At 56.5% G+C, this 25,800-nt stretch carries 21 protein-coding genes; 13 read left to right on the top strand and 8 right to left on the bottom strand.

Translation table 11 applies throughout. The annotated features are described in order from the left end of the window. Positions 1–42: 42 nt before the first annotated feature. Positions 43–1,734 (top strand): GspE/PulE family protein, encoded by a 1,692-nt coding sequence (locus JTM80_RS02070; RefSeq protein WP_205370479.1) that lies wholly within the window; start codon positions 43–45, stop codon positions 1,732–1,734. Between the two features lie 30 nt (positions 1,735–1,764). Here the strand turns inward: JTM80_RS02070 and JTM80_RS02075 are convergent, their stop codons facing one another. The 5 genes from JTM80_RS02075 to JTM80_RS02095 all read right to left on the bottom strand — a co-directional run bounded on the left by JTM80_RS02075 (position 1,765) and on the right by JTM80_RS02095 (position 6,640). Next, complete coding sequence (locus tag JTM80_RS02075; protein ID WP_172353937.1) at positions 1,765–2,907, bottom strand: glycosyltransferase; 1,143 nt, start codon at positions 2,905–2,907, stop codon at positions 1,765–1,767. After that, positions 2,904–3,572 (bottom strand): trans-aconitate 2-methyltransferase, encoded by a 669-nt coding sequence (locus tag JTM80_RS02080; protein ID WP_205370481.1) that lies wholly within the window; start codon positions 3,570–3,572, stop codon positions 2,904–2,906. Before JTM80_RS02080 ends, JTM80_RS02075 begins: the two co-directional genes overlap by 4 nt. Positions 3,573–3,839: 267 nt before the next feature. Then, on the bottom strand, positions 3,840–4,982 hold the full coding sequence (locus JTM80_RS02085) for a glycoside hydrolase family 108 protein (RefSeq protein WP_205370483.1): 1,143 nt from the start codon (positions 4,980–4,982) through the stop codon (positions 3,840–3,842). 13 nt (positions 4,983–4,995) lie between these two features. Beyond that, entirely contained in the window at positions 4,996–6,237 is a 1,242-nt protein-coding gene (argJ, locus tag JTM80_RS02090) for a bifunctional ornithine acetyltransferase/N-acetylglutamate synthase (protein WP_172353940.1), read from the bottom strand. 151 nt (positions 6,238–6,388) lie between these two features. Beyond that, on the bottom strand, positions 6,389–6,640 hold the full coding sequence (locus tag JTM80_RS02095; RefSeq protein WP_172353188.1) for a hypothetical protein: 252 nt from the start codon (positions 6,638–6,640) through the stop codon (positions 6,389–6,391). Positions 6,641–6,779: 139 nt separating this feature from the next. Between JTM80_RS02095 and JTM80_RS02100 the strand changes: the two genes are divergently transcribed. Together JTM80_RS02100 and ligA are read left to right on the top strand one after the other, a co-directional pair. Beyond that, positions 6,780–7,019: a DNA-binding transcriptional regulator gene (locus JTM80_RS02100; protein ID WP_172353941.1), complete on the top strand. Its 240-nt coding sequence runs from the start codon at positions 6,780–6,782 to the stop codon at positions 7,017–7,019. Positions 7,020–7,232: 213 nt separating this feature from the next. Beyond that, complete coding sequence (gene ligA, locus JTM80_RS02105) at positions 7,233–9,329, top strand: NAD-dependent DNA ligase LigA (protein ID WP_172353942.1); 2,097 nt, start codon at positions 7,233–7,235, stop codon at positions 9,327–9,329. Positions 9,330–9,348: 19 nt separating this feature from the next. Here the strand turns inward: ligA and JTM80_RS02110 are convergent, their stop codons facing one another. Beyond that, complete coding sequence (locus JTM80_RS02110) at positions 9,349–9,633, bottom strand: hypothetical protein (RefSeq protein ID WP_205370485.1); 285 nt, start codon at positions 9,631–9,633, stop codon at positions 9,349–9,351. A 56-nt stretch (positions 9,634–9,689) separates the two neighbouring features. Here JTM80_RS02110 and JTM80_RS02115 point away from each other — a divergent pair, with 56 nt between their 5' ends. The 7 genes from JTM80_RS02115 (at position 9,690) to JTM80_RS02145 (ending at position 18,286) form a co-directional block, all read left to right on the top strand. Continuing rightward, on the top strand, positions 9,690–11,318 hold the full coding sequence (locus tag JTM80_RS02115) for an alpha/beta hydrolase (RefSeq protein WP_205370487.1): 1,629 nt from the start codon (positions 9,690–9,692) through the stop codon (positions 11,316–11,318). Between the two features lie 653 nt (positions 11,319–11,971). After that, positions 11,972–12,926 (top strand): IS630 family transposase gene (locus JTM80_RS02120; protein WP_205369865.1). Its coding sequence is split into 2 segments (ribosomal slippage): positions 11,972–12,315 and positions 12,314–12,926, totalling 957 coding nucleotides; the frame shifts between segments, so codons are not numbered across the junction. A gap of 76 nt (positions 12,927–13,002) precedes the next feature. Beyond that, positions 13,003–13,311 carry a sugar transferase gene (locus tag JTM80_RS23310; protein WP_172353947.1) on the top strand — a complete coding sequence of 103 codons (309 nt, stop codon included), beginning with the start codon at positions 13,003–13,005 and terminating at the stop codon, positions 13,309–13,311. Positions 13,312–13,548: 237 nt separating this feature from the next. Next, a complete protein-coding gene (locus tag JTM80_RS02130) occupies positions 13,549–14,166 on the top strand; it encodes a hypothetical protein (protein WP_172353948.1) in 618 nt (205 codons plus the stop codon). A 70-nt stretch (positions 14,167–14,236) separates the two neighbouring features. Next, positions 14,237–15,300, top strand: a protein-coding gene (locus JTM80_RS02135; protein WP_205370027.1) for an ISKra4 family transposase whose coding sequence is annotated in 2 segments (ribosomal slippage) — positions 14,237–14,393 and positions 14,393–15,300 — 1,065 coding nt in all. Because the reading frame shifts where the segments join, the coding sequence is not laid out codon by codon here. A 642-nt stretch (positions 15,301–15,942) separates the two neighbouring features. Continuing rightward, positions 15,943–16,599 carry a peptide-methionine (S)-S-oxide reductase MsrA gene (gene msrA / locus JTM80_RS02140; protein ID WP_172353949.1) on the top strand — a complete coding sequence of 219 codons (657 nt, stop codon included), beginning with the start codon at positions 15,943–15,945 and terminating at the stop codon, positions 16,597–16,599. A 10-nt stretch (positions 16,600–16,609) separates the two neighbouring features. After that, positions 16,610–18,286: an RluA family pseudouridine synthase gene (locus tag JTM80_RS02145; RefSeq protein ID WP_255548859.1), complete on the top strand. Its 1,677-nt coding sequence runs from the start codon at positions 16,610–16,612 to the stop codon at positions 18,284–18,286. A gap of 2 nt (positions 18,287–18,288) precedes the next feature. Here JTM80_RS02145 and JTM80_RS02150 read toward each other — a convergent pair whose 3' ends face one another. Next, positions 18,289–18,591 (bottom strand): hypothetical protein, encoded by a 303-nt coding sequence (locus JTM80_RS02150; protein ID WP_228721704.1) that lies wholly within the window; start codon positions 18,589–18,591, stop codon positions 18,289–18,291. A 246-nt stretch (positions 18,592–18,837) separates the two neighbouring features. Between JTM80_RS02150 and JTM80_RS02155 the strand changes: the two genes are divergently transcribed. The 3 genes from JTM80_RS02155 to JTM80_RS02165 all read left to right on the top strand — a co-directional run bounded on the left by JTM80_RS02155 (position 18,838) and on the right by JTM80_RS02165 (position 21,498). Then, a complete protein-coding gene (locus JTM80_RS02155) occupies positions 18,838–19,422 on the top strand; it encodes a hypothetical protein (protein ID WP_172353950.1) in 585 nt (194 codons plus the stop codon). A 238-nt stretch (positions 19,423–19,660) separates the two neighbouring features. Next, positions 19,661–20,818, top strand: a complete 1,158-nt coding sequence (locus JTM80_RS02160) for a quinone-dependent dihydroorotate dehydrogenase (protein ID WP_205370489.1) — start codon at positions 19,661–19,663, stop codon at positions 20,816–20,818. A 221-nt stretch (positions 20,819–21,039) separates the two neighbouring features. Beyond that, positions 21,040–21,498: a DUF3531 family protein gene (locus JTM80_RS02165; protein ID WP_172353951.1), complete on the top strand. Its 459-nt coding sequence runs from the start codon at positions 21,040–21,042 to the stop codon at positions 21,496–21,498. A 208-nt stretch (positions 21,499–21,706) separates the two neighbouring features. Here the strand turns inward: JTM80_RS02165 and JTM80_RS02170 are convergent, their stop codons facing one another. After that, on the bottom strand, positions 21,707–25,711 hold the full coding sequence (locus tag JTM80_RS02170; RefSeq protein ID WP_172353952.1) for a DNA-directed RNA polymerase subunit beta': 4,005 nt from the start codon (positions 25,709–25,711) through the stop codon (positions 21,707–21,709). Positions 25,712–25,800 lie beyond the last annotated feature (89 nt).

Genomic DNA, 25,800 nt, shown 5'->3' on the forward strand with positions numbered 1-25,800 from the left:
TCAACTGCAATCTCAACCAATCTCAACAAGGTGAAAGCGCCCATGCAAAATAGCCAATCGGTCTGGCAACAGCTCAAGCAGCAGCAAATCACCTGTGAGCAGGCGCTTGGTCTGCTGGTCAATCGACAGGGAATCGTAAATTTGCGGCTGCTCGACCCGGAAGTGAGTACGCGCTTTTGGCGAGGGTTTGGCGATTGCACGCAGGCCCCGCCCGTCGTGCCACTGCTGCTCTGGCGCAATTGCTACTACCTGGGTAGCCCCATCGCGCCAATGCCGGAAGTGGTGCAGCAAATGGGCGATCGCCTCAATGCCAGCATCGAAATCATCCCCATCGCCGAAAAGAGCTATCGCCAGTGGTATCGCCTGCAAGCCCTCACTGCCAAGCGCATGAGCAAATCGGGCGCGATTCATCTGGCGGCCGGGCAATCGGACACCGAAGATCTGACCGAAGTCGCCGAACTGCATCTGTCGCATGTCAATAACCAGATCGAGCGCATCCGCACGCTGATCGCCAGCGCCCTCCGCAACCGCGCCAGCGACATCCACCTAGAACCCTCTGCCGACGGGCTAGCGGTGCGCTTTCGCATTGACGGCATTTTGCGACACGTCACCACGCTGCCGCCCGACATCAGCCGCAAGGTCATCGTCGCTCTCAAGGTAATGTGCGAAATGGACATTGCCGAGAGCCGCCGCCCCCAGGACGGGCGCATCAGCGAAAAATACATGGCTGGACAGCAGGAAGAAGGGCTGGATCTGCGCGTCAGCACGCTGCCCTGCATCAGCGGGGTAAAAACAGAACCCAGCGAAAAGGCGGTGCTGCGGCTCTTGCGCCAGCAAAACACCTTCCAGACCATCGCCGATTTGGGCTTTTCGGACACCGCACGGGAGATTTACGAAAGCTGGCTGCGGGAGCCGCAGGGGTTGGTCATCTTCACGGGCCCTACTGGATCGGGCAAAACCAGCACGCTGTATACGAGTCTGCTGGCGATCGCCACCGAATCCGTCAACATCGTTACCGTCGAAGACCCGGTGGAATACGTCCTCCCCGGCATCACGCAAACCCAGGTGCATGAGGCCGCAGGCATGACCTTCGCCGCCGGCCTGCGGGCCATCCTGCGGCAAGACCCCGACATCATCATGGTGGGCGAAATCCGCGACAGCGAAACGGCAGAAACCGCCGTCCGCTCCGCCCTCACCGGCCACTTGGTTCTCACCACGCTGCACACCAACGATGCCATCGGCGCGATTCCCCGCCTGCAGGACATCGGCCCCGACCCTGGCCTGATCAGCGACGCGCTGCTGGGCATCGTGGCTCAGCGCCTCGTCCGCAAGGTCTGTCCCCACTGCGCCGAACCCCACACGCCTACGCCTGCTGACCTAAAGCTGCTGGGCCTGCGCTCCGACGAGGCCAACCTCCAGGGCTGGCGAAAAGGGCGCGGCTGTGTCCAGTGTTTCCAGTCGGGCTATTTGGGACGCGAGGCGGTGATCGAGCTACTGAACGTAGACGACACTGTGCGGCAGATTATCTACGAAGGCAACCTGACCCAACTGCGCCGCTATCTGGCAGAGAGCCAGTTTGAGTCGTTCCGTGTGGCTGCGATTCAAAAGGTGACGCAGGGCATCACCACGGTCGAAGAGGTGCGGCGGGTGCTGCCCCACAGCGCCTTTTTCCGTCGAGTTACTCAACCCCTGCCGCCGCGTCCGGCTGGTGCGTCGCTGTTGAAAACGGGGTAAAGCGGCGTGGAAAGGGGCAGGAGTCTGGGGTCAGGAGGCCTGGGTCAGGAGTTGGTTGAGCGTTTGGTTGAAGGTGTCGCGGCCGTAGCGGGCGATCGCCCTTCGCCTTAGTTCGGCGGGCTGGTAGAGCAGCGGGTTGGGGTAAGCGCCCTGCAAGATCTGGATCAGGGTGCGGGCGATCGCCTCGTGATCTGTTGGGTCTACCAGCGCCCCCAGTTCTCCCTGGGCCAGCGCATCGGTTGCGCCGTCTTGGTTGCCGCCTAGGGCGGGTTTGCCGCAGGCGATCGCCTCCAAATACACAATCCCAAAGCCCTCGCCCTGGCTGGGCATGGCAAATACGTCGCACAGGTTGTAGTGGTCGCAAAGTTCGGCATCGGGCACAAACCCCGCCAGCGTGACGCAATCTTGCAGCCCCAGTTCTGCAATTCGCGCCTCGATGCGGGGGCGATCGCCGCCTTTGCCCACCAGCACATAATGCACCTGCGGCAGCACCCGGCGAACGAGGGGCAGCGCAGACAGGACAGCTTCGTACCCCTTGTGGCGATCGCCGCCCACCAGCCGCGCCACCGTCAGCACGACGGGCTGATCTGGCTGCAACCCGTAGCGCTGGAGTAGGTAATCGGGCTTGGGCGCGGGGCGAAATCGCTGCGCGTCGATCGTGCAGGGCAAAAGGGCAACCCTGGCGGGGTCAAGCTGCTGTTCTCTGAGCAGGCGATCGCGCGTGTAGCCGCTGATGGAAACAATCCGGTCAGCAGCGTGCAGGGCGGCTTTTTGCAGCGGATTTTGCACGTTCCACGCATCAATGCCGTAGGTAAAAATCCAGTAGGGGATGCCCGCCAGTCGCCGCAGCATCAGCGCCACGGGCGCGAAGTGCAGGTGGCCACAGAGAATCAGATCGGGGCGATCGCCCAGCGCCGCCGTCATTAGGCTTGCGGCAAACCCTGGTGTTTTCGCTGCATCGGGCAGCGCTCCAAAATAGCGAAAAGTAAGATTGGATAACTTATCCAGGTCGCCATTTCCCGCCCGATCGCGCTTGTTGAAGACGATCGTGTGGCAATAGGGCTGGCTGGCGATCGCCCGCAGCAGGTCTTGCAAATAGCGCTGGATGCCGCCCTGAAACTCGAACAGGTTGGGAACCCAGCAGTGGAGCCGCTGTTCTGCTTCAGGCTTCACTTGCGGATGACCCAGTGAAAAATGTGCCAGAACTTTGCTTCGCCCAGCGCTGTGGTTCCTGGATGCGCCTCTTCCTCGAATTGCTCGATGGTGAAGGACTGGAGCAGCGCTTCCGCCTGCGGCCGCGTGAGGTGGGTCATGTGGTCGTAGGCGGCCCAGGAGTCGCGATCGCCAAATAGCTGCCCACACATCCGCCCGCCAGGGCGCAGCGCGTGGGTTAGCGTTTGCCAGAGGGCAGGAAACTGATCCGGTGGGCAGAAGGGCAGGCAAAAGCTGGCGTTAATCAAGTCTAGATCAGCAGGTAAGATAAGCTGCTCAAACCGCTGTACGCGAGTTTCCAAGCGATGTTCGGCGATCGCCGCCTGGAGGTCTGGGTGCGACTGCAAGCGGGCGATCGCCTCCGGTTCCCCATCCATCGCCAGCACGCGCCAGCCCCGCCGCACCAGTTCCACCGTGTCGCGCCCTTCGCCGCAGCCCAAATCCACCGCATACCCTACAAAGCGTTCAACTCTAGCCTCTTTCGCCTCCGCATCAAACAAACTGAGCGATCGCAGCAGCGTTTCTCGCGGCGGACGACCCGCCATCAGGTCGTAATAGTCGCTCCAGGTGTGGGGACTGTCGGGATGGCTAACGGGCAGCGGGGCAGCGTTGGGCGGGTTGGCCATAGATTTGAAGGATTCAGAGCAAACGGCGTGAACATCCTGGTTATAGCATTGCCGCTTCCCCTGTGATTCTCTACAGCGTAAACACAAGTCTATACTCATCGGCGATGCTGTGTCCCCCCTGACCCCCTGAAGCAGGGGGAGCCGAACCCGGCGTGGCTCGAAGCAGGGAAAACTGGATCGGAAGTCCCCCTTATCAAGGGGGATTTAGGGGGATCTTTCAAAGCCTTACGCAAAAATCGAGATGTGTGTACACGGTAGCCTGTGATTTTAGGGCTGCTTCTGGGGCTGAATATACCTCAGCAGGTCGTTGTCCCGATCCAGCCAGCCTTGCAGAAACACGCGCTGGGACGGGTCGCGGGTGACGCGGCGATAGCGATAGTCCGTGCGGGCCTGGCAAAGCCGCTGGGCGAGATCTAGATGGGATGCCTGGGCAGTCGCCTGCTGGGTAACGGGGCCAAAGACGCGATCCACCCGCAAGCCCAAGATTTCTTGCAAAAACATCGTCGCGCCGCCCACGCCAAAATTAACCGCCGTGTCGAAATGGGCGATCGCCAGTGGCCGCTGCATCATGCTACATTGCGCGGGCTGCCAGTAAAGCTGCTCATAAATGTCCCGCACTTCGTCTTCCGTAATCAGCCGCACACTCTGCATCGGCAGCCCTCTGCTCTGGCGATAGGCGCGATAGGTGGCAGTGGTGATGCCAAAATTCGTCTCGCCGCCGCAATCGGCTGGATGGTTCACATAGCCCCCTTCCCACCGCAGCGTAAACCGCAGCGCCTCCTGAAAAACTTGTGCTTCCGTCAGCACAGGGCTGGGCGCAGGACGAAGGACGGGTTGGGGTGCAGGCTGGGCGATTGGCGCAGGGGTTGGATTGGGCGCGGGTTGGGCAATCGGCACGAGGCGCGAGGCAGGGATAGGGCTGGGCGCAGGCTGGGCGATCGGTGTGGGGCGCGAGGCAGGGATAGGGCTGGGCGCGGGTTGGGCGATCGGTGTGGGGCGGGCGACAGGAGTTGGACTGGGCGCAGGGGTTGGATTGGGCGCGGGTTGGGCGATCGGCACGGGGCGGGCGGCGGGAGCCGGACTGGGCGCAGGCGTTGGATTTGGGGTAGGTTGGGCGATCGGGGCCGGACTGGGCGCGGGTGCGGGCGGGGTGTGAACCGTGGGCAGGCTCAGCAGCAGGCTGGCCAACCGGGGCGATAGCTCGTCGGGGGGCAGATGGTGTTGGGCGGCGAAGGCGCGATATGCCACCTCCGTATGGGGGTTCCAGTCGCCCGTGGCGGTTCCAACCGGGTGCCCAATCCGATTCAGCGAGGCCTGCACCGACTGCACCAGCGCCCGATTGCTGCGAATCGAGCCGATGGCGTAGCTAATTGTGTCGGCGGCGATCGCCCGCAGCGTCAGTCCATCCATCGGAACCGCCCTTCTAGGTCGTATATTCTGCGTTGATCTTCACATAGTCGTAGCTGAGGTCGCAGCCCCAGGCCATGCCCATTCCAGGGCCACTGCCAATGCTGACGGATACCAGCACCGTGTCGGTTTTCAGGTATTCCCCAGCAGCGGCTTGCTTCATGTAGTTGCTGGCGGCGGGGCGATCGAAGGGCAGCGGCTGTCCGTGATCCATCAGCAAAAAGTCGCCCAGCTTGACTTGGAGTTCGCCCTGGTCGAAGGGCACCCCGGCTCGCCCAGCGGCGGCGGCGATGCGACCCCAGTTTGGGTCGCGCCCAAACACTGCCGATTTGAACAGGGACGACCCGGCAATCGTGCGGGCTACCTGGCGGGCGGCTGCGTCGTCTGGTGCGCCGCTGACTCGAATTTCCAGCAGGCAGGTTGCGCCTTCGCCATCGCGGGCGATCGCCTTGGCCATCCGCATACACACCTCCGTCAGCATTCCCTCTAGCCGCTCGGCATCGGGGCCCGGCTCGGTGATCGCGGGTGTGCGGGATTCGCCGTTGGCCAGCGCCAGCAGCGTGTCGTTGGTGCTAGTATCGCCGTCTACCGTGATCTGGTTAAAGCTTTTATCGGCGGCGCGGCTTAGCATTTGCTGCCAGAGATGGGGCGAAACGGTCGCGTCGCAGGTGACAAAGGCCAGCATCGTCGCCATGTTGGGGTGGATCATGCCAGACCCCTTGCAAATGCCGCCAATTCGCACCGGGCGACCGTCCAGCGTCGTTTCCAGCGCCACGCTCTTGGTCACTAGGTCGGTGGTAATGATGGCTTTGGCAGCGGCATCGGAGCCGTCGGGCGTGGCGGCGGCCACCAGATTGGGAATGCCCGACCGTAGCTGCTCCATGCGGATGCGCTGCCCAATGACTCCCGTCGAAGCCACCAGCACTTGCTCGACTGGAATATTCAGCGCTGTCGCCAAAAGCTGGGCACTTTCCAGGGCATCCTCCCAGCCCTGAGAACCCGTGGCTGCATTCGCCTGACCCGCATTGCACAGAATAGCCCGCGCCGTCGCCTTTGCCTCTAGCCGCTGACGGCAATAGTCTACGCAGGCTGCCTTCACCTGGCTGGTGGTAAACACTCCAGCGGCGATCGCCTCCACTTCTGAATAAATCAGCGCCAGATCCGGCGCACCTGACGGCTTTAGCCCTGCGGCAATGCCCGCTGCCCGATAGCCCTTCGGCGCAGTTACGCCACCCGGAATTTCGTGCCACTCAGCCATATTTAACCCCTGCTTGATGCGGAAACAACTCAACAGATCAACTCAACAGATCGAAAGATCAAAATCTACGGAATCACACGGATCAAAGGCTAAAGGATAAATCAGAAATGGACTGTGTAGCGGCGATCGTTCATAAACGTATATGGAGAATTCAATTGCGCTGGCGTTCTTTCCCTTTGGCAGAAGCGTCCAAAAAATTTGGCGATCGCCGCTTTGCCCCTGCCGTTGGCATAGGTGGTGGATCAAAAGCGATCGCCCACTGCGCATTCTGCACCAAGTGCCGCACCGCAACTAGATACATCTCTGCATCGTTGCGCCGCCGAAACCGAGCCACGGCAATCGTTTGACAATTGGGCAGCAGACGATAGACCACCCACGGATGAAGCTGGTCGTAATAGCTCATAGTATTTTTGTTAGGAGAAATGAGACACTGAGGCAGGACAGCCCGCTGCAACTTTGGGCTGTTCTCTGCCGTTAAACATGAACGCCATTGTGACGTGCCAATTAGGCGTGTGTCAATATGGCGTGTGAAATTTGAATGGATGAGTAAAGATAAGCGACCGCAAGACAGTGACTCCCCAATTGAAAAACTCAGGATTCAGCGCACGAATTTGTCGCAGGCTGAATTTGCTGTTCACTGCGGTATTCCGCTACGAACCTATCAGCGTTGGATATCTGGAGAGACAGAGGCAAAGCTTACTCCGCAACAGTGGAAGACGCTTATGCAAGTCTTAAATGTCCAGTCTGTGGATGAAATCCCTGACAACTTCGCGTCAAGTTAATTACTTGCCTCATCGCATCAAAGCCTTGCGGGGCGGTGCGTTACGGCTACGCCTAACAGCACCCTACAAGTCAACTTGTCTATGGCTCCCAGCTTAAAAGCGCTCTGAACATGTATGTTTGTGCAACGGGTATCCCGGCTATCCCAAAGGCGCAAGGCTGACTCTAAAATCGAGAAGCGAATCATCAACCTGCGCTTTTAACCCAGACCGACCGTGGCAGCCAAACCTCCCAATTCTGCAACTGCTTCTCCCCAAGCCCCCACGCCAGCGCAGCGGGCCGCCGAACTGCGGAACCTGCTGAACCAGGCCAGCTACGAATATTACGTGCTGGATGCGCCAACGCTGCCCGATGCGGTGTATGACCAGCTTTATCGAGAGCTTCAGGATCTGGAAGCCGCAGACCCGACGCTGATTTCGCCCGACAGTCCCACCCAGCGCGTGGGCGATCGCCCCTCCAGCCAATTCACCTCCATCCGCCACAATATTCCGCTCTACAGCCTGGAAAACGCCTTCAACCTGGCAGAAGTTGCCACTTGGGACACGCGCTGGCGACGCTATTACGCGACCGTTGCCGAGGCTCAGCCCGCGCTGCCCGACTCGGCCTATGTTTGCGAGCTAAAAATTGACGGCTCCGCCCTGGCGCTGACCTACGAAAACGGGCTGCTGGTGCGCGGGGCGACGCGGGGCGATGGCGTAACGGGGGAAGACATTACGCCCAACGTGCGGACGATTCGCTCGATTCCGCTGCGGCTGAAGGGCGAACACCTGCCGCCCGTGGTGGAGGTGCGGGGCGAGGCGTTTTTGCCGCTGGACGTGTTTCAGCAGATTAACCAAGAGCGCGAGGAGGCGGGCGAGGCCCTGTTTGCCAACCCGCGCAACGCGGCGGCGGGAACCCTGCGCCAGCTCGATTCGCGGATTGTGGCGCGGCGGCGGCTCGACTTTTTTGCCTACACGCTGCATCTTGCAGGAGACGGGGATTTTCCTAAGCCTTCGTCTCAGTGGGAAGCGCTGGATTTGCTGCAAACGCTCGGCTTTCGGGTGAATCCGAACCGCAAGCTGTGCGAATCCTTGGAGGAGGTGCGCCAGTTTGCCGACCACTGGGAGCGGGCCCGGTTTGACCTGCCCTACCTCACTGACGGGCTGGTGATCAAGCTGAACGGGCTGGCGTTGCAGGAACGGCTGGGCTTTACCCAAAAGTTTCCGCGCTGGGCGATCGCCCTCAAGTATCCCGCCGAAGAAGCGCCGACCGTCGTGCAGGGCATTTCCGTGCAGGTGGGGCGGACGGGCGCGGTCACGCCTGTTGCAGAACTGGCCCCAGTGCAGCTTGCAGGCACGACTGTTTCGCGGGCGACGCTGCATAATGCCGACTTCATCGCGGCGCTGGATGTGCGCGTGGGCGATACGGTGATTGTGCGAAAGGCGGGCGAAATCATTCCCGAAGTGGTGCGCGTGCTGCCGGAACTGAGACCCGCCGGGGCAGAACCGTTTCAACTGCCGACCCATTGCCCCGTGTGCGGGCAGCCCTTGGTGCGCCCGGAAGAGGAGGCCGTCACCCGCTGCGTGAATTCATCCTGTCCGGCGATCGTGCGCGGTTCCCTGGTGCATTGGGCCTCGCGGCAGGCGCTCGATATCAACGGACTGGGCGAGAAGTGGGTGCAGCAGTTGGGCGATCGCGGCTTGCTGAACAGCGTTGCCGACCTGTATGACCTGACGGCAGAGCAACTGATCGGCATTGACCGGATGGGCAAAAAATCCGCTGAAAATCTAGTTAGGGCGATCGCCCAATCCAAAACCCAACCCTGGTGGCGCGTCTTATTTGGGCTGGGTATCCGGCACGTCGGCGCAGTCAACGCACAAACGCTGGCCGAAGCCTTTCCAACCGTCGAAGCCCTGGCTGCGGCTGAAGAATCGGACATTGCCGCTGTCTACGGCATTGGCCCGGAAATCGCCCGGTCGGTCTATCAGTGGTTCCGCGTACCTGCCAACCAAGCGCTCGTGGAGCGGCTGCGGGCGGCAGGGTTGACCCTGGCAGGCGAGGCGCAACCTGCATCTGACAAACCCCAAACGCTGGCAGGCAAAACCTTTGTGCTGACGGGAACCCTGCCCACGCTGAAACGGGATGAAGCCGCTGAACGGATTAAAGCAGCAGGCGGCAAGGTGACGAGTTCCGTTAGCAAGAAGACTGATTTCGTGGTCGTGGGTGAAGACGCGGGGTCAAAATTGGAAAAGGCGATCGCTCTAAAAATCACCCAATTGTCAGAGGCGGATCTCCTCAAATTACTGTCAAATTCAGAGGGAGCGTCGCCCTGAGCGTTTTTCCAAAGCCGACCTACGCCAACTCCTGAATCAATGCCCGTGCCTCCTGGTTTGTTTTCGTCTGCCCTGTCCGTTCGACGCTGCCTGCGCCGATGGATTGCGGGCGTGGCTGGCCAGCAGGTTGGCAATAGCGGCGCACGCGGGCTGAGGGTTGGGCGATCGCCACAATTTTTGCCAGCACATCTGCTAGCTCAGAATCAGAAAGGCGCACGCGGGCTAAGGGTCGGGCGATCGCCACAATGCCACCCCAGACATCGCATTTGCAGCAATAAACGCTGGCGGCGGGCCCTGCTTGCATCCGCCTTTGCTCTGCCCCTAGCGCTCGTCGCCCCGCCCCTCCGCGCAGCCGAGCGAGTGCTGGTGTCGCTGGGTCCGTTTGAGCGCTCAATTTCCGTCCGCGCCCTGCGGATTTATGCCGAAGAAGGGCGCTATACTGAAAATCTGCGGGTTTATGCCCGGCACTATGCCACAGAAGAACAACTCCAACAGCTCGAACAACTCCTCAAAAACCGGCTGGAGCTAAACCTGACCCCCTGGGCCGTGTCCCAGTTTCTCTATTCCGACCAGGGCGAACTGTTGCTACAACGGCTGGGCGAAGTCGTTCGCACCGGGTCGAACCTGTCGGGCAAGCGGGCACTGCGGTCGGCCCTGGTGCTGGCGGCGGCCGATGGAGAAAACGGTCTAACGCCGCTCAACGTGCTGGAGCATTTTCCAGTAGACACGATGCGCATTGACCTGACCCGCGCGTTTTCTATTATTTCGTCCATCGAGCGGCTGGTGAACCAGACCAAGCAGGCCATTGATGCGATCGCCCTGATTTCCGAAGACAATGCCCGCCTAGAGCCAGTGGTTTCCACGTCCCAGATCAATCCGGTGCGTCCCGGCCGCTACACGGTTTCGCTTCAGACCCTCACGCAGGAACAGTTTCGCGGCTGTTTAAGTACCCCCGCTAGTCTGTATTCCCCTGCGGATCATAGCCTGGTTTATACAGGACGACGCTTTGGCAATCGCCCGCTGGAGGTCGATCTCTACCTGCCTGTCGCAGATCGCCAAAATCAGCCGCCCAATGCCATGCCGCTGGTGGTCATCTCCCACGGGCTAGGCTCCAATCGTCTCACCTTCAGCTACATTGCTCAACATCTTGCGTCCTATGGCTTTGCGGTTGCGGTGCCAGAACATCCCGGCAGCAACACCAAACGCCTGGAAGACCTGATTGACGGGATTGTTCGCAACGAAACTGAACCCGCTGAATTTGTCCAGCGCCCCCAGGACATTACCTGTCTGCTCAACACGCTAGAGCGTGACCCCCGGTTCAAGAACTTGATCGATACCGATCAAGTAGGCGTAGTTGGACAGTCGCTCGGTGGCTACACAGCCTTTGCCATTGCGGGCACCCCGATTGATCTCAGTCGGCTAAACCAGGAATGCAGGCTTGATGAAACCCTGAACCTGTCGCTGCTGCTTCAATGCCGCCTGCAAAACTGGGTGCTGGATTCCAACAACCTGCGTGACCCCAGGGTAAAAGCCATTATCGCCATCAACACCCTGGGCAGCAGCCTGTTTGGGGAAGAAGGCTATGCGGCGCTAGATGTGCCCACGCTGATCGTTTCCAGCGGAGCCGATACGGTCACCCCTGCGCTGCCGGAGCAAATTACGCCCTTTACCTGGCTGACCACGCCTCATCGCTATCTGCTGCTGCTGCAAAACGCGACCCACTTTTCCGCGATCGATGTACCCGCAGAAGACAATGTAGCGGTTAACCTGCCGCCGGAAGTCGTGGGACCCGATCCGGCGATCGCCCATTACTATCTCCGCACCGTTAGCCTCGCCTTTTTCCAAACCTATCTGAATCAGGACGATACCTACCGCCCGTTTCTCAGCGCCCGCTACATCGAGCAACTCCAGGATGACCAGCTACCCCTTAGCATTGTGGAGCGCTTCACTCCCGATCAACTCGCCCAGGCGAATGCTCGGAAACCCTGAGTAAGGCTTACCTCAGCTTAGTTTGCAGCTTTGCAAAGCCGTGATGCACTTATCCGACTGCTGATGACTTGTGGCGAACGGTTTCCTGGTGCTATTACGGAGATTGAAATGTATTAAAAGAGATCAGTGCGATCGCCAAATGGTGGGAAAACACATAAGCTCAGCTTATGCAAAAAACTCTCCAACGCCAAAAAATACTGTATTAGCGATTACTGAAGAATCTCTTAAAGAGTCCTACGTGTCTGATTGCCAGGATGAACTGTTGCAAAAGACACAAGTTACAACCTAACTTTACATTCTTCAGTTTATATTATAACATTCTTCAGGTTATATTATATGTCCTTGTAGAAAACTCGAAAAGCTGATAAAAGATGTGCATGTGAATAAGTGATTTCACTTAGGAGCCGAAAGGATATCAGCTTTACATGATCTTCACAAAAGGAGTGGTCTATAGAGCTTGACAAGCTTGGAACCTTATTCGCATTCGGTTTTGTTTCTGGAGAATTACTGCGTTGGATAAGGTTTCATGACTGTTTTATGACTTCAAGGCTCTGTCTCTGAAGGTTTTCTATTAGGAGCTATAGCAATTTCTAGCCTAGTGAGGCGTATTTTGATATAATCTATTCAGTGAATTTACTTTACCCTTAACTCAAATGCGACCCTACTCACTAGATCTTAGACAAAAAATTATTGATGTCTACATTGAAGGGAATACGTCGCAACGTCAAATCGCTCAACAATTTCGAGTTGCTTACAGTTTCGTGCGAAAGCTGATCAAACAATATCGGGAAACAGGTGAGATTGCCCCCAAACGCCGCACTGAGCAAACGCCAACCAAATTAAGTAATGAGCAACTAGAGATCCTAAAAACGATTGCTGAATCAAATCATGACGCGACATTGGCAGAGTTGTGTGACTTGCTGGAACAAAGGGTCGGTGTTTGGATTGGCGTTTCGACGATGTTTCGTATGTTAGAGAAACTGAACTTAACCCTTAAAAAAAACGCTGTATCCCGACAAAAAGGAAACTGAACGGGTGCAAATCGAACGAGTCAAATTTTGGCAACTGGTTCGAGGATTCCTGGCTCAAGACTTAATCTTTATTGACGAATCAGGAGTGAACCTGGCTTTGGCTCGACTCCGGGCACGTGCCCCGAAAGGAAAACGAGCCCATGGTAAGCGTCCCAGCAAACGAGGGAAACGGGTCTCGATTCTTGGTGCAATTAGCCTTAAAAAGGTAATTACCTATTCCAATCTCATCGGTTCAGTCGATGGACTTACCTTTGAAGCCTTCATTTCCCAGAGACTCGTTCCTAAGTTGTGGAAAGGGGCATGTGTCATCATGGATAACTGCTCGATTCATCTTGGTGAAGAAGTTAGGAGGTTGATTGAGGATGCAGGTGCTAAACTGATGTTTCTACCGCCGTACTCGCCGGACTTTTCACCCATCGAGAATTGCTTTTCAAAGATTAAGAGTATTCTGCGCTCCCTTGGGGCACGGAGCTATCTTGATCTAGACAAAGCCATTGAGGAGTCCTTCTCCCAAGTGTCATTGAATGACCTACAGAATTGGTTCTCCCATTGCTGTTACTATGCCTCGCCAGAATGAAAAACGCTATAGTTTCTTGTCTAGTTGCTTCCTTTCTTTTTTTGGTGCATTACCCATCTGAATTGACCTCGTAAATATGGTGCAAAAACTTCAGCTTGTGGGTACGGCGGAATTTGTTCCTGTGCATAGATCAGCGCATTCCGTTGTGAAACGTTCTGTCGATTTGGTGGGTGGTTTTGTGGGGCTTGTTGTATTGGCAATTGTGTTTCTACCTGTGGCGATCGCGATTAAGATGGATAGTCCGGGCCCGATATTTTTTAGGCAAGTGCGTTGCGGACTTGCGGGTCAGCCGTTTACCCTCTACAAATTTCGTTCCATGATCACGGGTGCGGACGCTCTGAAGCACCTTGTCAAGAACGAGAGTGTTGGTCACCTGGTTGCCTGACACAAGTCCCGAAAGCCCAGAAAATTCGTTGTCTTGGGATCGAAGCCCATAGCTCCTGAGTTGGAGCCGGAGGGCTTGGTCAGAGGAGCTTTTGGGCCAGCGTCCCCTACGAGAAATCAGGGGTTTCCAGAGATGTGTCAGGCAGTCAGGCCCATAGCTCCTGAGTTGGAGCCGGAGGGCTTGGTCAGAGGAGCTTTTGGGCCAGCGTCCCCTACGAGAAATCAGGGGCTTCCAGAGATGTGTCAGGCAGTCAGTCCTGTACCTTCAGATGAAAATCTAACAATTTTCTTTGAAATTGTGCCCGGTACAGCCCAGCCTATAGAAGATTATGTTTACGAATCTGTTACGGCAACATTTGATCCAAAAACAGGCATTTACACCGACACCGCATCACTTCCGAGCGGGTTCTCTGCTTCTGGAATTCCAATTCAGATTGTCAGAGATGGATTAGTTGAAGGCAGCGAGACCTTTACGATTAATATCACTGCCGTCGATTCCCCAACCTATCAGATTGGTGAAAAAAGCTCGATTTCTGTCACTATTGAGGATGGATTGACGGCAGACACGACGTATATTGAGGACGGAAACACGCCTCTTAATGGACTGATTGGGCATGTGCCGGGTGCATATGACATCGTGGTTGGCGTAGTTGGTAATGTTGATCGCCTTTTGGCAGATGGACTCGGAGAAGCGCCATTCCGATTTGAGCTAAATGATGAGCTTCTCTTTGATCCTTTTCAGAATTCTCCTTTAAGTGAATTGATAGATTTGAAGCTGGTCTCGAAAAAGATTGCAGTGGCTGAGACTAATCTGGATACAGATGCCATAGGGACAGTGCTGGGGGTACATCAGTAGGGAGCATCCCACTTTCGCGAAAACAGTGCGAAGGGTGAGAATGGGAGGGTAGCCCCAGGGATGACTCACCATGACACCTGAAGACCAAAAGCGATTGGAAGCTTGTACAGCAGAGATCGCCGAGATTTTGTATCGCAATAGCAACCGAGAGGGGCTCGATAGTCTAGAAGGCATCGAGCAGACTGTACGACGGCAAATGCTAGAGGAGGTGAGCCCTCGAGTTGCCCTTTTTTTGTCAACCAGAAAGCCTACCCCGCCCGAGGCCGGGTTCGCCGATTGAAGAGTTTGGTAGGGGTCCTTGAGATTCGTCAAAGTCAGGCAGAACGGTTAGGCGTAAAGGCTTACAGCCGTCTCAGTGGTGGCCTAGAGAAAGCCAACCTACGCTTAAGTGCCAACGAATCGTTTCAAGATGCAGAGGATGACATCGTAGCCCTGACCGGGATGCGGGTCGGGCACTCGACCCAACAACGTCTGGTGGGGCGTCAGTCGTTCGAGTCTGCCGAGGCTAAACAAGGCGTCAGTGAGGTCAGCATTGATGGCGGCAAAGTCCGTCTGCGTGACCTGCTAGAGTCCGATAGCCCGTGGCGAGACTACAAAGCGGTGCGGGTGGAGGGGATTGATTACAACGCCTTCTTCCAAGACAATGACAGCTTGATTGATTATCTCAGCGCTCAACGCTTGCTCTCCCCACTGGTCTGTCTGGGCGATGGTCACGCTGGGGTGTGGAATCTGTTTGCTCAACTCACCACCGTTGAGACCCGTTGGGAAATCCTCGATTGGTACCATCTCAAAGAAAACCTCTACAAAGTCGGTGGGTCGCTCAAGCGCTTAGCAGCGGCGGAAATGCTGTTATGGCAAGGTCAAGTGGAAGCCGCCAGGGCCCTCTTTGCCGACTGTCGGCGCAAGCAAGCCCGCAATTTTGAAGCCTATCTGAGCACCCATCGCTCTCGCATCGTGAATTATGGGTTCTACCAGGCTGAGCAACTCTGTTCTATTGGATCAGGAGCCGTAGAATCGGCTGTCAAACAGATTGGGCGACGCCTCCAAATTTCGGGTGCTCGCTGGAATACGGCCTCCGTTAATGCCATGTTGAGTCTGCGCTGTGCCTACCTCAATGGACAGCTCGCCAGTTGACTGTTTCATCGAAAGTGGGATGCTCCTAGTGGGATGCTCCTCATCAGTATGGGCACGCTATCAGCCTGGACAGCATTCAACTGGTTCCTGTGGCACCGTTGGAGTTGCTGTTGTAAACCTCTCTTCTAAACGTAGGTAGACCAAATTAAAAATCATCTCTTAAGACCTTGCGCCGCCTATGCCGCGGGCAGTATAGGATTTTTGGTTTGATGTTTTGTGTCCATCTACTGATTGGATTTGGGATTCGCTCAAAGACTCTCTGGTTGAGCAATTTCTAACGCAAAACTCTCTAGAAAAATTGAAAGCGAGATGATTGGGAAGCGAGGCTTATCCTGCCCTAGTTCTCATGGGATTCTTAGGTCACTCCCAGCAACACTCTGGGTAAAGGAGTCTAGGATGTGGGGGGCGTAAAGGATTAGAGGGCGATCGCTCTTTGGGGGCAGGGCTTCTTTCTCTAGTATTTTCCAGTGTTTTATTGTTGCGGTACTATGAGAGAAGAAGTAAAGAAGTATGAATTCTCTGCGCCCTTGATTTGGGAGTGCCTGATTAAAGCGCTAGGTCGTTCTGCTGGACTTTTACTTCTTATTGAAAGTGATCTGTATGCTTCTCTTGCACACTTCTAGAGACAGTTGGTAAACCGCTATGGTGCTATTTGGGTTTGGTAAAAAGCTGGCGCTGCCGACTCCTGAAGAGGCTTTGCCGGGGCGATCGCAGCCAATGCAGATTCAAAATCGCCACTTCGTCAACGGCAACCCGCTTCAGCCCCCATTCCCCGACGGGATGGAGCTAGCGCTGTTTGGGCTGGGCTGTTTTTGGGGCGCAGAGCGAAAGTTTTGGCAGCAGGAAGGCGTATACAGCACATCCGTGGGCTACGCAGGGGGCATCACGCCTAACCCCACTTATCAGGAAGTGTGCAGCGGTCTGACAGGGCATAACGAAGTCGTGCGCGTCGTATACGCCCCGTCGGTGATTTCCTACGAAGACCTGCTCAAGGTGTTCTGGGAAAGCCACGACCCCACCCAAGGAATGCGCCAAGGGAATGACGTAGGCACGCAGTATCGCTCTGGAATTTATGTTTATTCTGAGGCCCAGCGGCAAGCCGCCGAAGCCTCTCTCCAGCGCTATCAGGCTGCTCTCAAATCAGAAGGCTATGGCAGCATCACCACTGAAATTCTGGATGCGCCAGAGTTCTATTATGCGGAGGACTATCACCAGCAATATCTTGCCAAAAATCCGGGGGGCTATTGCGGACTGGGCGGCACCAAGGTCTGCTACCCGCCGACGACCGCCAGTGTATAGCTTGTGAGCCTTGCTGAGCTTGTATTCTGAAGCGATCGCCCACACGCTCCACCCGCTACCATCCTGCGCTAAAGCGTCTCTTGCAGATGCAACTGTGACGGGCTGGTATGGTGGGGTGTGTCCGCGTTCGGGCAGGTGGCTGTGTCTGCCCCGAACCCGCCTTTCAGAGGCGATCGCCCACGCTCTTATGCAGGAACTCGCAGCCTGTGAGGACTGCAACCGTGAAGGCAAGATGTACGGCGTTTTGCTCGTCAAAGCGCAGGCTGATGAACTGTATTTTCTCAAAGCGTTTTCTGGATTGCTCAATGGCAGCAGCACACAAGAAGGATGGGTTCCGCCAATTCCAGGGCGCGATCGCATTGCTGCATTAGAACTAGAAACACTGAATGCGCTGCAAGCAATCAAGCAGGAATTGATCCAGCTAGAAACCCTGTCGGTTCGTCAGGTTTATCATGCTGAAAAACTCAAGTTTGACTATGAACTAAAGCAGCTTTTGGATCTGCACCAGAACCGGAAGCAAGCCCGCGATCGCACTCGGCAGCAGTTACGCCAGCGTCCTGAAGACGACACAGTGGCGATCGCACTTCAGGCGCTTAATCATCAAAGCCAGCAGGATGGCATCGAGCGCCGAAACTTGAAAGCAAAGTGGAACGCTGTCCTGCATCCACTACAGCAAGAAATTGACCGGGCAAACGCACGGATTGCAGAACTGAAACAGCAGCGTAAAAGTCTATCTCGACAACTCCAGGCAGAATTTTACACTGCTCATCATCTCACCAACTTTGCAGGCGACTCTCAACCCCTGCAAGCGCTGATGCCGTCTGGTTTTTTGCCCACCGGGACGGGCGACTGCTGCGCCCCAAAACTTCTGCATTATGCAGCAACCCACGGACTAACGCCGATCGCCCTGGCGGAGTTTTGGTGGGGGCCGTCGCCTGCGCGAGAGCATCGGGTGCAAGGACAATTTTATGAAGCCTGTGCAGAGCGCTGTCAGCCGCTGATGGGGTTCTTGCTGTCGGGCTTGTCGGCTCAGGTATTGAAGACCGCTGCACCGGAACCGCTGGAGATTCTATACGAAGACCCGTGGCTGTTGGCTGTCAATAAGCCCAGTGGACTGCTGTCGGTGCCCGGTCGCTATGGACAAGATAGCGCGATCGCCCGACTCTCAACCCACTCACGGCTCTATCCCGCGCATCGGCTCGATCAAAATACCTCTGGCGTGCTGCTGCTGGCAAAAGACGCAGAAACTCACCGGGCGCTCCATCAGCAGTTTCAGCAGCGTCAGGTGCAAAAGGTTTACGAGGCGCTGCTATCTGGCCGTCTAGCGTCCGTTCCTGATGAAATTTGTCTGCCGCTGTGGGGCGACCCGGCCGAGCGTCCCCAGCAGCAGGTCGATTGGCAGCGGGGCAAGCCCAGCCAGACTCAGGTGCGCCTGCTCAGACAGGAACGCTGTGAATTCGATGGGGTATGGCGCAGTCGGGTAGAGCTAGTGCCTGTGACCGGGCGCACGCATCAGCTCCGGGTTCATGCGGCAGACGCGGCGGGTTTGGGAACGCCGATTTGGGGCGATCGCCTCTACGGTTGTCCAGCACACGCGCCCCGGCTCCATCTGCACGCTCACCAGATGACGGTCAAGCATCCGCAAACGTATGAAACGCTAACGCTCAAAGCTCCAGTACCGTTCTAGAATTATCCCCACCTTTGCGGCTCGTAGTCTGCACAATTCATCGCCTCTTCCGACAGCGCTCGCTCCGGATGTACCGTGCATTTCAAGTGATAATCGCCCGTAAAAAATCGACATTCAGAACAGGGAATCTTGTGCATTTGTTGCGCCTGGGCCAGCCCGTCTCGCCCTGCCGAAATCAGGTTCCAGGCAACCAGCCCCACCATGCCCCAAGCCATTACAAAACAAACTGGAACCAGCACCAAATGCACCAGCCACAATGCTCCCTGTATCCCTTCGCGTAAACCCGTGTAGAGCAGTTCAGACACGACGGTAGTTTGAGTAGTAAAAACCTTAACTAGCTTAGGGCATCTTGGGAATCCTGCTGACAGAATGCTACATATTGCAATAACCGTCTTGGAATAACCGTCTGCCGTCTCAGGGCATGAGGCTTTACTAGAAATAAACTATATTAGAAACTCTACCAGAAATAAACTGGAGCAGGCTGTATAGGTTCCTCAGGGTTTGGCAATAGGTTTTGGCTGGTAGAGTTTGGCGATCGCCCGCAAGGTTCTATGGCTCAATCCTCTGGAACAACAAGCTGCTTGGGCTGCTTGGGAACTCTCTTTTTCATCGTGTTTGTCGTACCTTCGATTATCTCTGGGCTATTTGCGGTCTTTCGCGGAGAAGCCTCGCTGGGGATAAAAAACTGCTCGTTTAATATTACGAATGGCTCCTTTAGCTGTAAACCAGAAATTACTGCTAAGTATCAATTCTTGAACATTACAAATCTAAAAGTAAAGCAAGATGAAATTATAGACGCGATTCAAAAATTTCATGCCCAAGTCAACCAGGCAGACTGTCTTTCTGTTTATGAACAGTCTAGTGAAACGTTTCAAAAAGCCAATTCACTGCCTCATTTCTTAATGTACTGTGACGCAATTCAGCGCAACTCTGGTAAAACAAGTGCATTCGAGATCCTCGGCTGGGAATGGCTTCCATCCGATCATCAGGCGAATGAATTTATCCGCGTTCATTTATGGGTTCACGGTCAGCGTTCTAACCGGGAGGAACTGCTGGTTTGGCAGATGCAGGGCCCAAACGTGCAGCTTGTGAGCCATGCCTATGGACTCATCCCTACTCAATTTGGGGGACGCTAATGGTCTTGCAAGAGTCTTGCCAAACCTCAAGATTGATTCTTGAATCGTCGCTTGATACAGTGAGATTTTCTAGTGAGATTTCCTGCTTTAATTCTTGCTTTGTGACTTAATCACAAGTGGCTTAATCACAAGTGGCTTAATCACAAGTGGCTTAATCACAATTTGTGACTCGGCAGAATGCTCTTGCAGGGAAGCCTGATGATTCAGCACCAAGGAAACATCCGTGGAGCTTTATAAAGTGGATCTTTATAAACAGGGGCTACGTCCGCTGCTGTTTAGCGGGCTGCGGGCTGACCCAGAATGGCTACACCGTCGGCTCATCGACACACTTAGCGGGCTTGCCGAGGCAGACGCAACCCGCAATCCGCCGCTGGCCTCCTGGGTGCGACAGCAGGGTCGGCGGGCCTTTTGCAGCGCCCATCCTGCCCTCAGCCAAACGCTCTGGGGCCTGAGTTTTCAGAATCCGGTGGGGCTGGCGGCTGGATTCGACAAGGACGGACGGGTCGCCCACCTGTGGCAGGATTTTGGCTTTGGCTTTGCGGAACTCGGCACTGTTACGCTCCATGCCCAGCCCGGAAATCCCCGACCCCGCCTGTTCCGCCTGCCTCAAGATTTGGCGGCGCTCAACCGCATGGGGTTTAACAATGAAGGAGCCGCTGCGATGGCTGCCCGCCTGAGCGTGTCTGCTATGCCCCTTCAAGACGCTGACCCCTCTGCGTTGCGGTTCCCCCTGGGGATTAATCTGGGCAAGTCCAAAGTGACCCCGCTGGAGTCTGCGGCGGAGGATTATCTCGGCAGTTTCCGGCTGCTTCAGAATTGCGGCAATTACTTTGTGGTGAATGTGTCCTCGCCCAACACGCCTGGATTGCGATCGCTCCAGGATGCCGACCAGCTTGACCGCATTTTGGGGCTATTGCAGCAAGAAAATGCAGGGCAAAAACCGCTGCTGGTGAAAATTGCGCCGGATCTCGACGAGGGGGCGATCGCCGATATTCTTGCCCTCTGCCAAACCCATCACCTGGCAGGGATCATCGCGACTAATACAACCGTTCAGCGCGATCGCCTCCACACCCAGCGCCTCCCTACAACGGGGAAATTGCTCACAGAAGAGGCCGGCGGTATCAGCGGCGCACCCCTCCGCCAGCGCTCCACCGAAATTATCCGACTGATTTATCAGAAGACCAGCGGGACTCTACCCATCATTGGGGTTGGCGGCATTTTCACCGCTGAGGATGCCTGGGAAAAAATTACCGCTGGCGCAAGCCTGGTGCAGGTCTACACGGGCTGGTTTTATGAAGGACCGTGGATGGTGCGCCGCATCCTCGACGGCCTCGCCCAAAAACTAGAGGCGCACGGTTTGAGCCACATCGCAAGAGCGATCGGGTGCAAGGCTTGAAAACCCCAACCTCCTTGCAGAGATGACTCATTTCGCTCACTTAGAAAGTCTAGGACTTACACACTTACGATAAGCTTTTTGGATTTTGGACAATTGCTCGCGGGCCCAGCTGGTGAGAAATTGTCCAACTGCGTAAGTCCTGAAAGTCGTATGCTGAATGAGGTATGAGATGCACCTTTCCCCTCACCTCATTTCTCTGATACTCCAACACCTCAATCCCCATGCGCGTCGAATTTCGAGAATGCGACTTTTTCAACCTGTGGATTTGGTTAGAATTCACGCTGCCGCCTTCTGCAATGGAGCAGCAATACATCGATGAGATCTTTAACTCCTGGTTTTTCCTGGGCAAGCTGGGCGGGTTCAATGCCGAAAACTTGCAGGTTCAAGATACTGGGCTGGATATCAGCTATCTGGACTACGACAATGACCAGGCCGATGAAAGCCTCATGTCGCTGATGCACAACATGGGCGAGGTGGAGTATGAAGGCAACTGGGCCCGCTGCTGGATCGATATGGGGACGAGCGATGCCCTGGCGCTGGACGTGTTAATCAACAGTCTGAAGCAGTTCAGCAAGGACTATGTGACGATCGAGCGGCTCATTATTGGCGGCGAAAACGCAGACTGGAAAATTCCCGCCCGCAGCAACCCCGGCTTTGTAGACGAAAACTACAACAATTAAGGCGGGTGAATTAAGGCAGGCGGTTGGTTTTAAGCCATCTACGGATTTAGCAAAGGAATTTAGCAAAAAGAGGGAGATGAAGGCAATCCATCTCCCCCCTTTTGAATTTGTTGAATTTGGTTTGAATTTGGTATTTGAACTGGGCGCTTGGACTTGGCATTTGAGCTAGGAGAAGCACTTTGCAGGCACTCTATGCTTCTCCTACGCCCTAGTCTTCGTCCTCGTCGTCATCCTCATCATCGTCGTCAGCGTACTCGTCGGCCAGCTCATCGTCCTCAAGGACACCAGAGAAGGCATCGTCACCAAAGCCGTGCGACGGACGCGGAAACTCAGTCCCTTCTCGCATTCCCAGACCTTCCGGCGGCGGGAACACGTCAAAGCCGCTGTCTAGGTCATAGCTGCGGGCGGTCAGGTCATCCAGCACCACATCACTCAGTCCCATGTCGTCCAGCGCGTCGAGGTCAACGCTAGTGGACTCTTCGTAGGCATTGAAGCCTGTGCCCGCTGGAATCAGACGACCAATGATCACGTTTTCCTTCAGACCCCGCAGCCAGTCCGACTTGCCTTCGATCGCTGCTTCGGTCAGCACACGAGTCGTTTCCTGGAAGCTGGCGGCCGAGATAAAGCTGTCGGTGTTCAGTGAGGCCTTGGTAATCCCCAGCAGCACCGGGGTATATTCCGCTGGCGCACCGCCCGTAATCGACATCGCCTCGTTCACCTGCTGAATCTGGTGCAGTTCCACCAGTTCACCCGGCAGCATGGTGGTGTCGCCCCCGTCATCGACCCGCGCCTTGGAGGTCATCTGGCGCACAATTACCTCGATGTGCTTATCCGAAATTTCGATCCCCTGCGACTGATATACCGACTGCACTTCGTTTACCAGGAAGGTTTGCACCTTTTCCAGGCTGATCAGCGAGGCTTCGTGAACGCCCAGCGTTTCCCGATGTAGATCAAAGAAGATCTCCAGAATTTCGTGGGGGTTGGCAGGGCCGTCCGTCAGCGGTTCAGCGGCACCCACTTCCTGCCCGTCGATGATCAGCATGTTCTGACCCGGCCCGATGGGATACTCGGTGATTACGCCGTCCGCTTCGACGACCTTCACCTGCACTGTGTCGTCGTCGCTGTAGACCACCTGCGCTGTGCCCGGTCGCCGTGCCAAGACGCAGGCTTCTTTGGGCTTGCGGGCTTCCAGCAGTTCCTCAATCCGGGGTAGACCCTGGATGATGTCTCCGGTCTTGGCGCGTTCAAACACCAGCAGCACCAGGTTGTCGCCCCGTTGTACCAAATCACCGTCGTCGATGTGCAGCACCGCACCCGCTGACACGCGATAGGGGCGTGCCAGTCGCAGTTGCACCTGGGAATCGCTAACCGAGAGGACTTGTCCCGATTCTTCAACGGTGACTCCATCGGCGATCGCCGCTCCAGCCACCAGCAGGTCGCCCGCTTTCACGGTAGGGGACTTGCCCTCCGTCTCGACGGTCAGCTTGTCCGACTCGCGAACGACCAGAATCCGGCGGGCTGATTCGTTGCTGCCCACGCCGCGCACCTCGCCACCTTCCTTACACAGGATCTCGGTGCGGGCCACTTCGTCTCCTGGCGAGATTTGATCCCCGTCTTTCACCAGCAGCGTGGTTAGCGTGCTGCCCTGGGTCTGGTCGGCGGGCACGTCGCGACGAATCACCAGCGATTCCAGAATCACCAACTGGAGGCGCAGCAGTTCAGGATCAGATTCATCAGGCACTAGCTCGATATCCGCGGCCAGTTGTGCATCTTGATCAATCTCCAGCACTAGCTGAGTCCGCAGCAGTTCCAACCCTTCGACCGACTTGACGCGCTCACCGTCCTTATACATCGTCCGCTGCACTGCCCGGAGTTGGATTGCGCGACCAGACTCCTCGCTGGTCGAAGATTGGCTGGGCACCGAAGGTTCGTCGGGCACAGCAAACTCTGTCACCGGACGCAGCAGCAGTGCTGGGCCTTCGGGCGAATCGACATATTCGACATAGCGCAGATCCGTCAGTTCGAGACCGGGCAGCAGTTCTTCGCCGGGGTTGGCGATCGTGCCGTTGCGACTCATGACGGCTTCCGGGTTGTCAACCATGTGCAGTTCGCCGGGCTTGATCACGATTTCCCGCAGAATGTCGTTCTTTTGGGTCACTTCGACTACGCCGCTGCTCTGGCAGAAGATGTCTTTGACCACTTCGGTGCCCGCTTCCACAAACTGCCCGTCTTCGACCAGTAGCAGCGAAATATCTTTGTTCACCTCGTGGGATTCTTCAGGAATCCAGAGAATCGTGCCGCCCTTGACGACTTCATAGCCCTGTTTGGCCTTGCCGCGCTTCTCTAGCTCGATGCCAGAGAACTTGATGATGCCGCCCGTCTGGGTGTGGTAGCGGTCGTCAATCAGTTCCGCTACGACCTGCTTGTTCACCACCTTTGTGCCGGGTGTGGCAATCAGGGAGAATCGCTGGTTGTGCTGGGTTTCGATGATGTAGTGTTCGCGGCCTTGCTGGCTTTCGGCGATGACGCGGGCCTGATCCAGCAGCACCGACGCGGTGATGATTTCGACTTCGCGCCCCGCTTTGCCTTCGCCATCCTGGGGCAGGCGCACTGTACCACCATTTTCGGTGACGAGCTTGGTCTTGGCGAGGATGCTGTTGGCTTCGACGCGATCGCCATTCTTTACAACAGGTTCTGCGCCCGGTGGCAGGTTATACACCTCGCCCGACAGCACCCACAGCAAGCCGCCCCGCTGGGCAATGCGAGTGATGTTGCCCTGGCGATCGCGCTTCTCTTCGGGCACGAGGTCGGCAAATTTCACCTCGCCAGCCAGGTCAGAAGCCACGTCCTTACTGGCTTTTTCCGTCACCTTGCGGACACGCCCCGTCGCGGGCAGTTCTGCCAGGATTTGATCGGCCACGACCGAATCGCCTTCCTGGGCAAACAGGATGGAACCCTGAGTAATCGTGTGGGACTCCTTGCGGCTGCCTTGTTCCACGATCACTTCCACCGAGGGCGACTCGATAATCAGCGCGTCTTCGCCGTGGCGGGTGCGGAAGGGGCGAGAGCGCAGCACTTCATCCTTACGCTTTAGCTTCAGATGAACTGTGCCGTTGAAGCTGGCGCGGATGGTCGGAGCCTGTTCGCCTGTGACCGTGCCGCCCGTGTGGAATGTTCGCATAGTCAGCTGCGTCCCCGGTTCGCCAATCGACTGCGCCGCAATGATGCCCACGGCTTCGCCCATGTCCACCAGGTAGGCGTGGGCTAGGCTCCAGCCATAGCAGCGCTGGCAAACGGAACGGGAGGCCTGGCAGGTCAGGGGCGATCGCACGACCACCTGCTCTACCTTAGCCCGACCAATTTCCTCCGCCATATCGTCGGAAATTGGCTCGTTGCGAGGAACAATAACTTCACCCGTTTCGGGATGAATCACATCCTCCGCAGGCACGCGACCCAGCAGCCGATCCTTCAGAGGAATCAGCACTCGCTCCCCGTCTGTCATGCTGCGGATGGGAATGCCGCGCTCCGTGTTGCAGTCTAGCTCCCGAATAATCACGTCCTGCGATACGTCCACTAGACGACGGGTGAGATACCCGGAGTCTGCCGTCCGCAGCGCCGTGTCCACCAGTCCTTTCCGCGCCCCGTAGGAGGAGATGATGTACTCCGTCACCGTCAGCCCTTCGCGGAAGTTGGTCTTAATGGGCAGGTCAATAATTTCCCCCTGCGGATTGGCCATCAGGCCGCGCATCCCCACCAACTGACGCACCTGAGAGATGTTTCCCCGTGCGCCAGAAAATGCCATCATATAGACCGAGTTGAGCGGGTTGCTCTCGCGGAAGTTGCGAACCACCGCACTGGTTAGGTCTTCGTTGGTGCTGTTCCAGGTGTCGATTACCTTCTGGAAGCGCTCTACTTCAGTAATGTCGCCGCGAGTATAGCGCTCCTCGGTTTTGCGGATTTCGTCCTCGGCTTCGTCGAGCAGTTTGCGCTTGCTGGGCGGAACCTGCAAGTCGTCTACACTAATCGACACCCCCGCCCGCGTAGCAAACTTGAAGCCCAAATCCTTTAGCTCGTCGGCTACCTGTGCTGTGCGGGCGGTCCCATAGTGGGTGAAGGCCCAGGCAATCAGTCGCCGCAACTGCTTTTTATCGATCACGCGATTGCGAAACACGACGGGCTTCTCGGATCTTTGAATCGAACTTTGCTCTGTCATAGATGATGTCCCGCCCTTCAGAACTCAAAAAGGTTAGCAATACTTGGTGGCTGTCTGGCAGCTACACCCAGGTGCAGCCCGCGAAACCG

Origin of the sequence: Thermoleptolyngbya sp. PKUAC-SCTB121 (assembly GCF_016919485.1) — a bacterium.
Classification (GTDB): Bacteria; Cyanobacteriota; Cyanobacteriia; order Elainellales; family Elainellaceae; genus Thermoleptolyngbya; species Thermoleptolyngbya sichuanensis.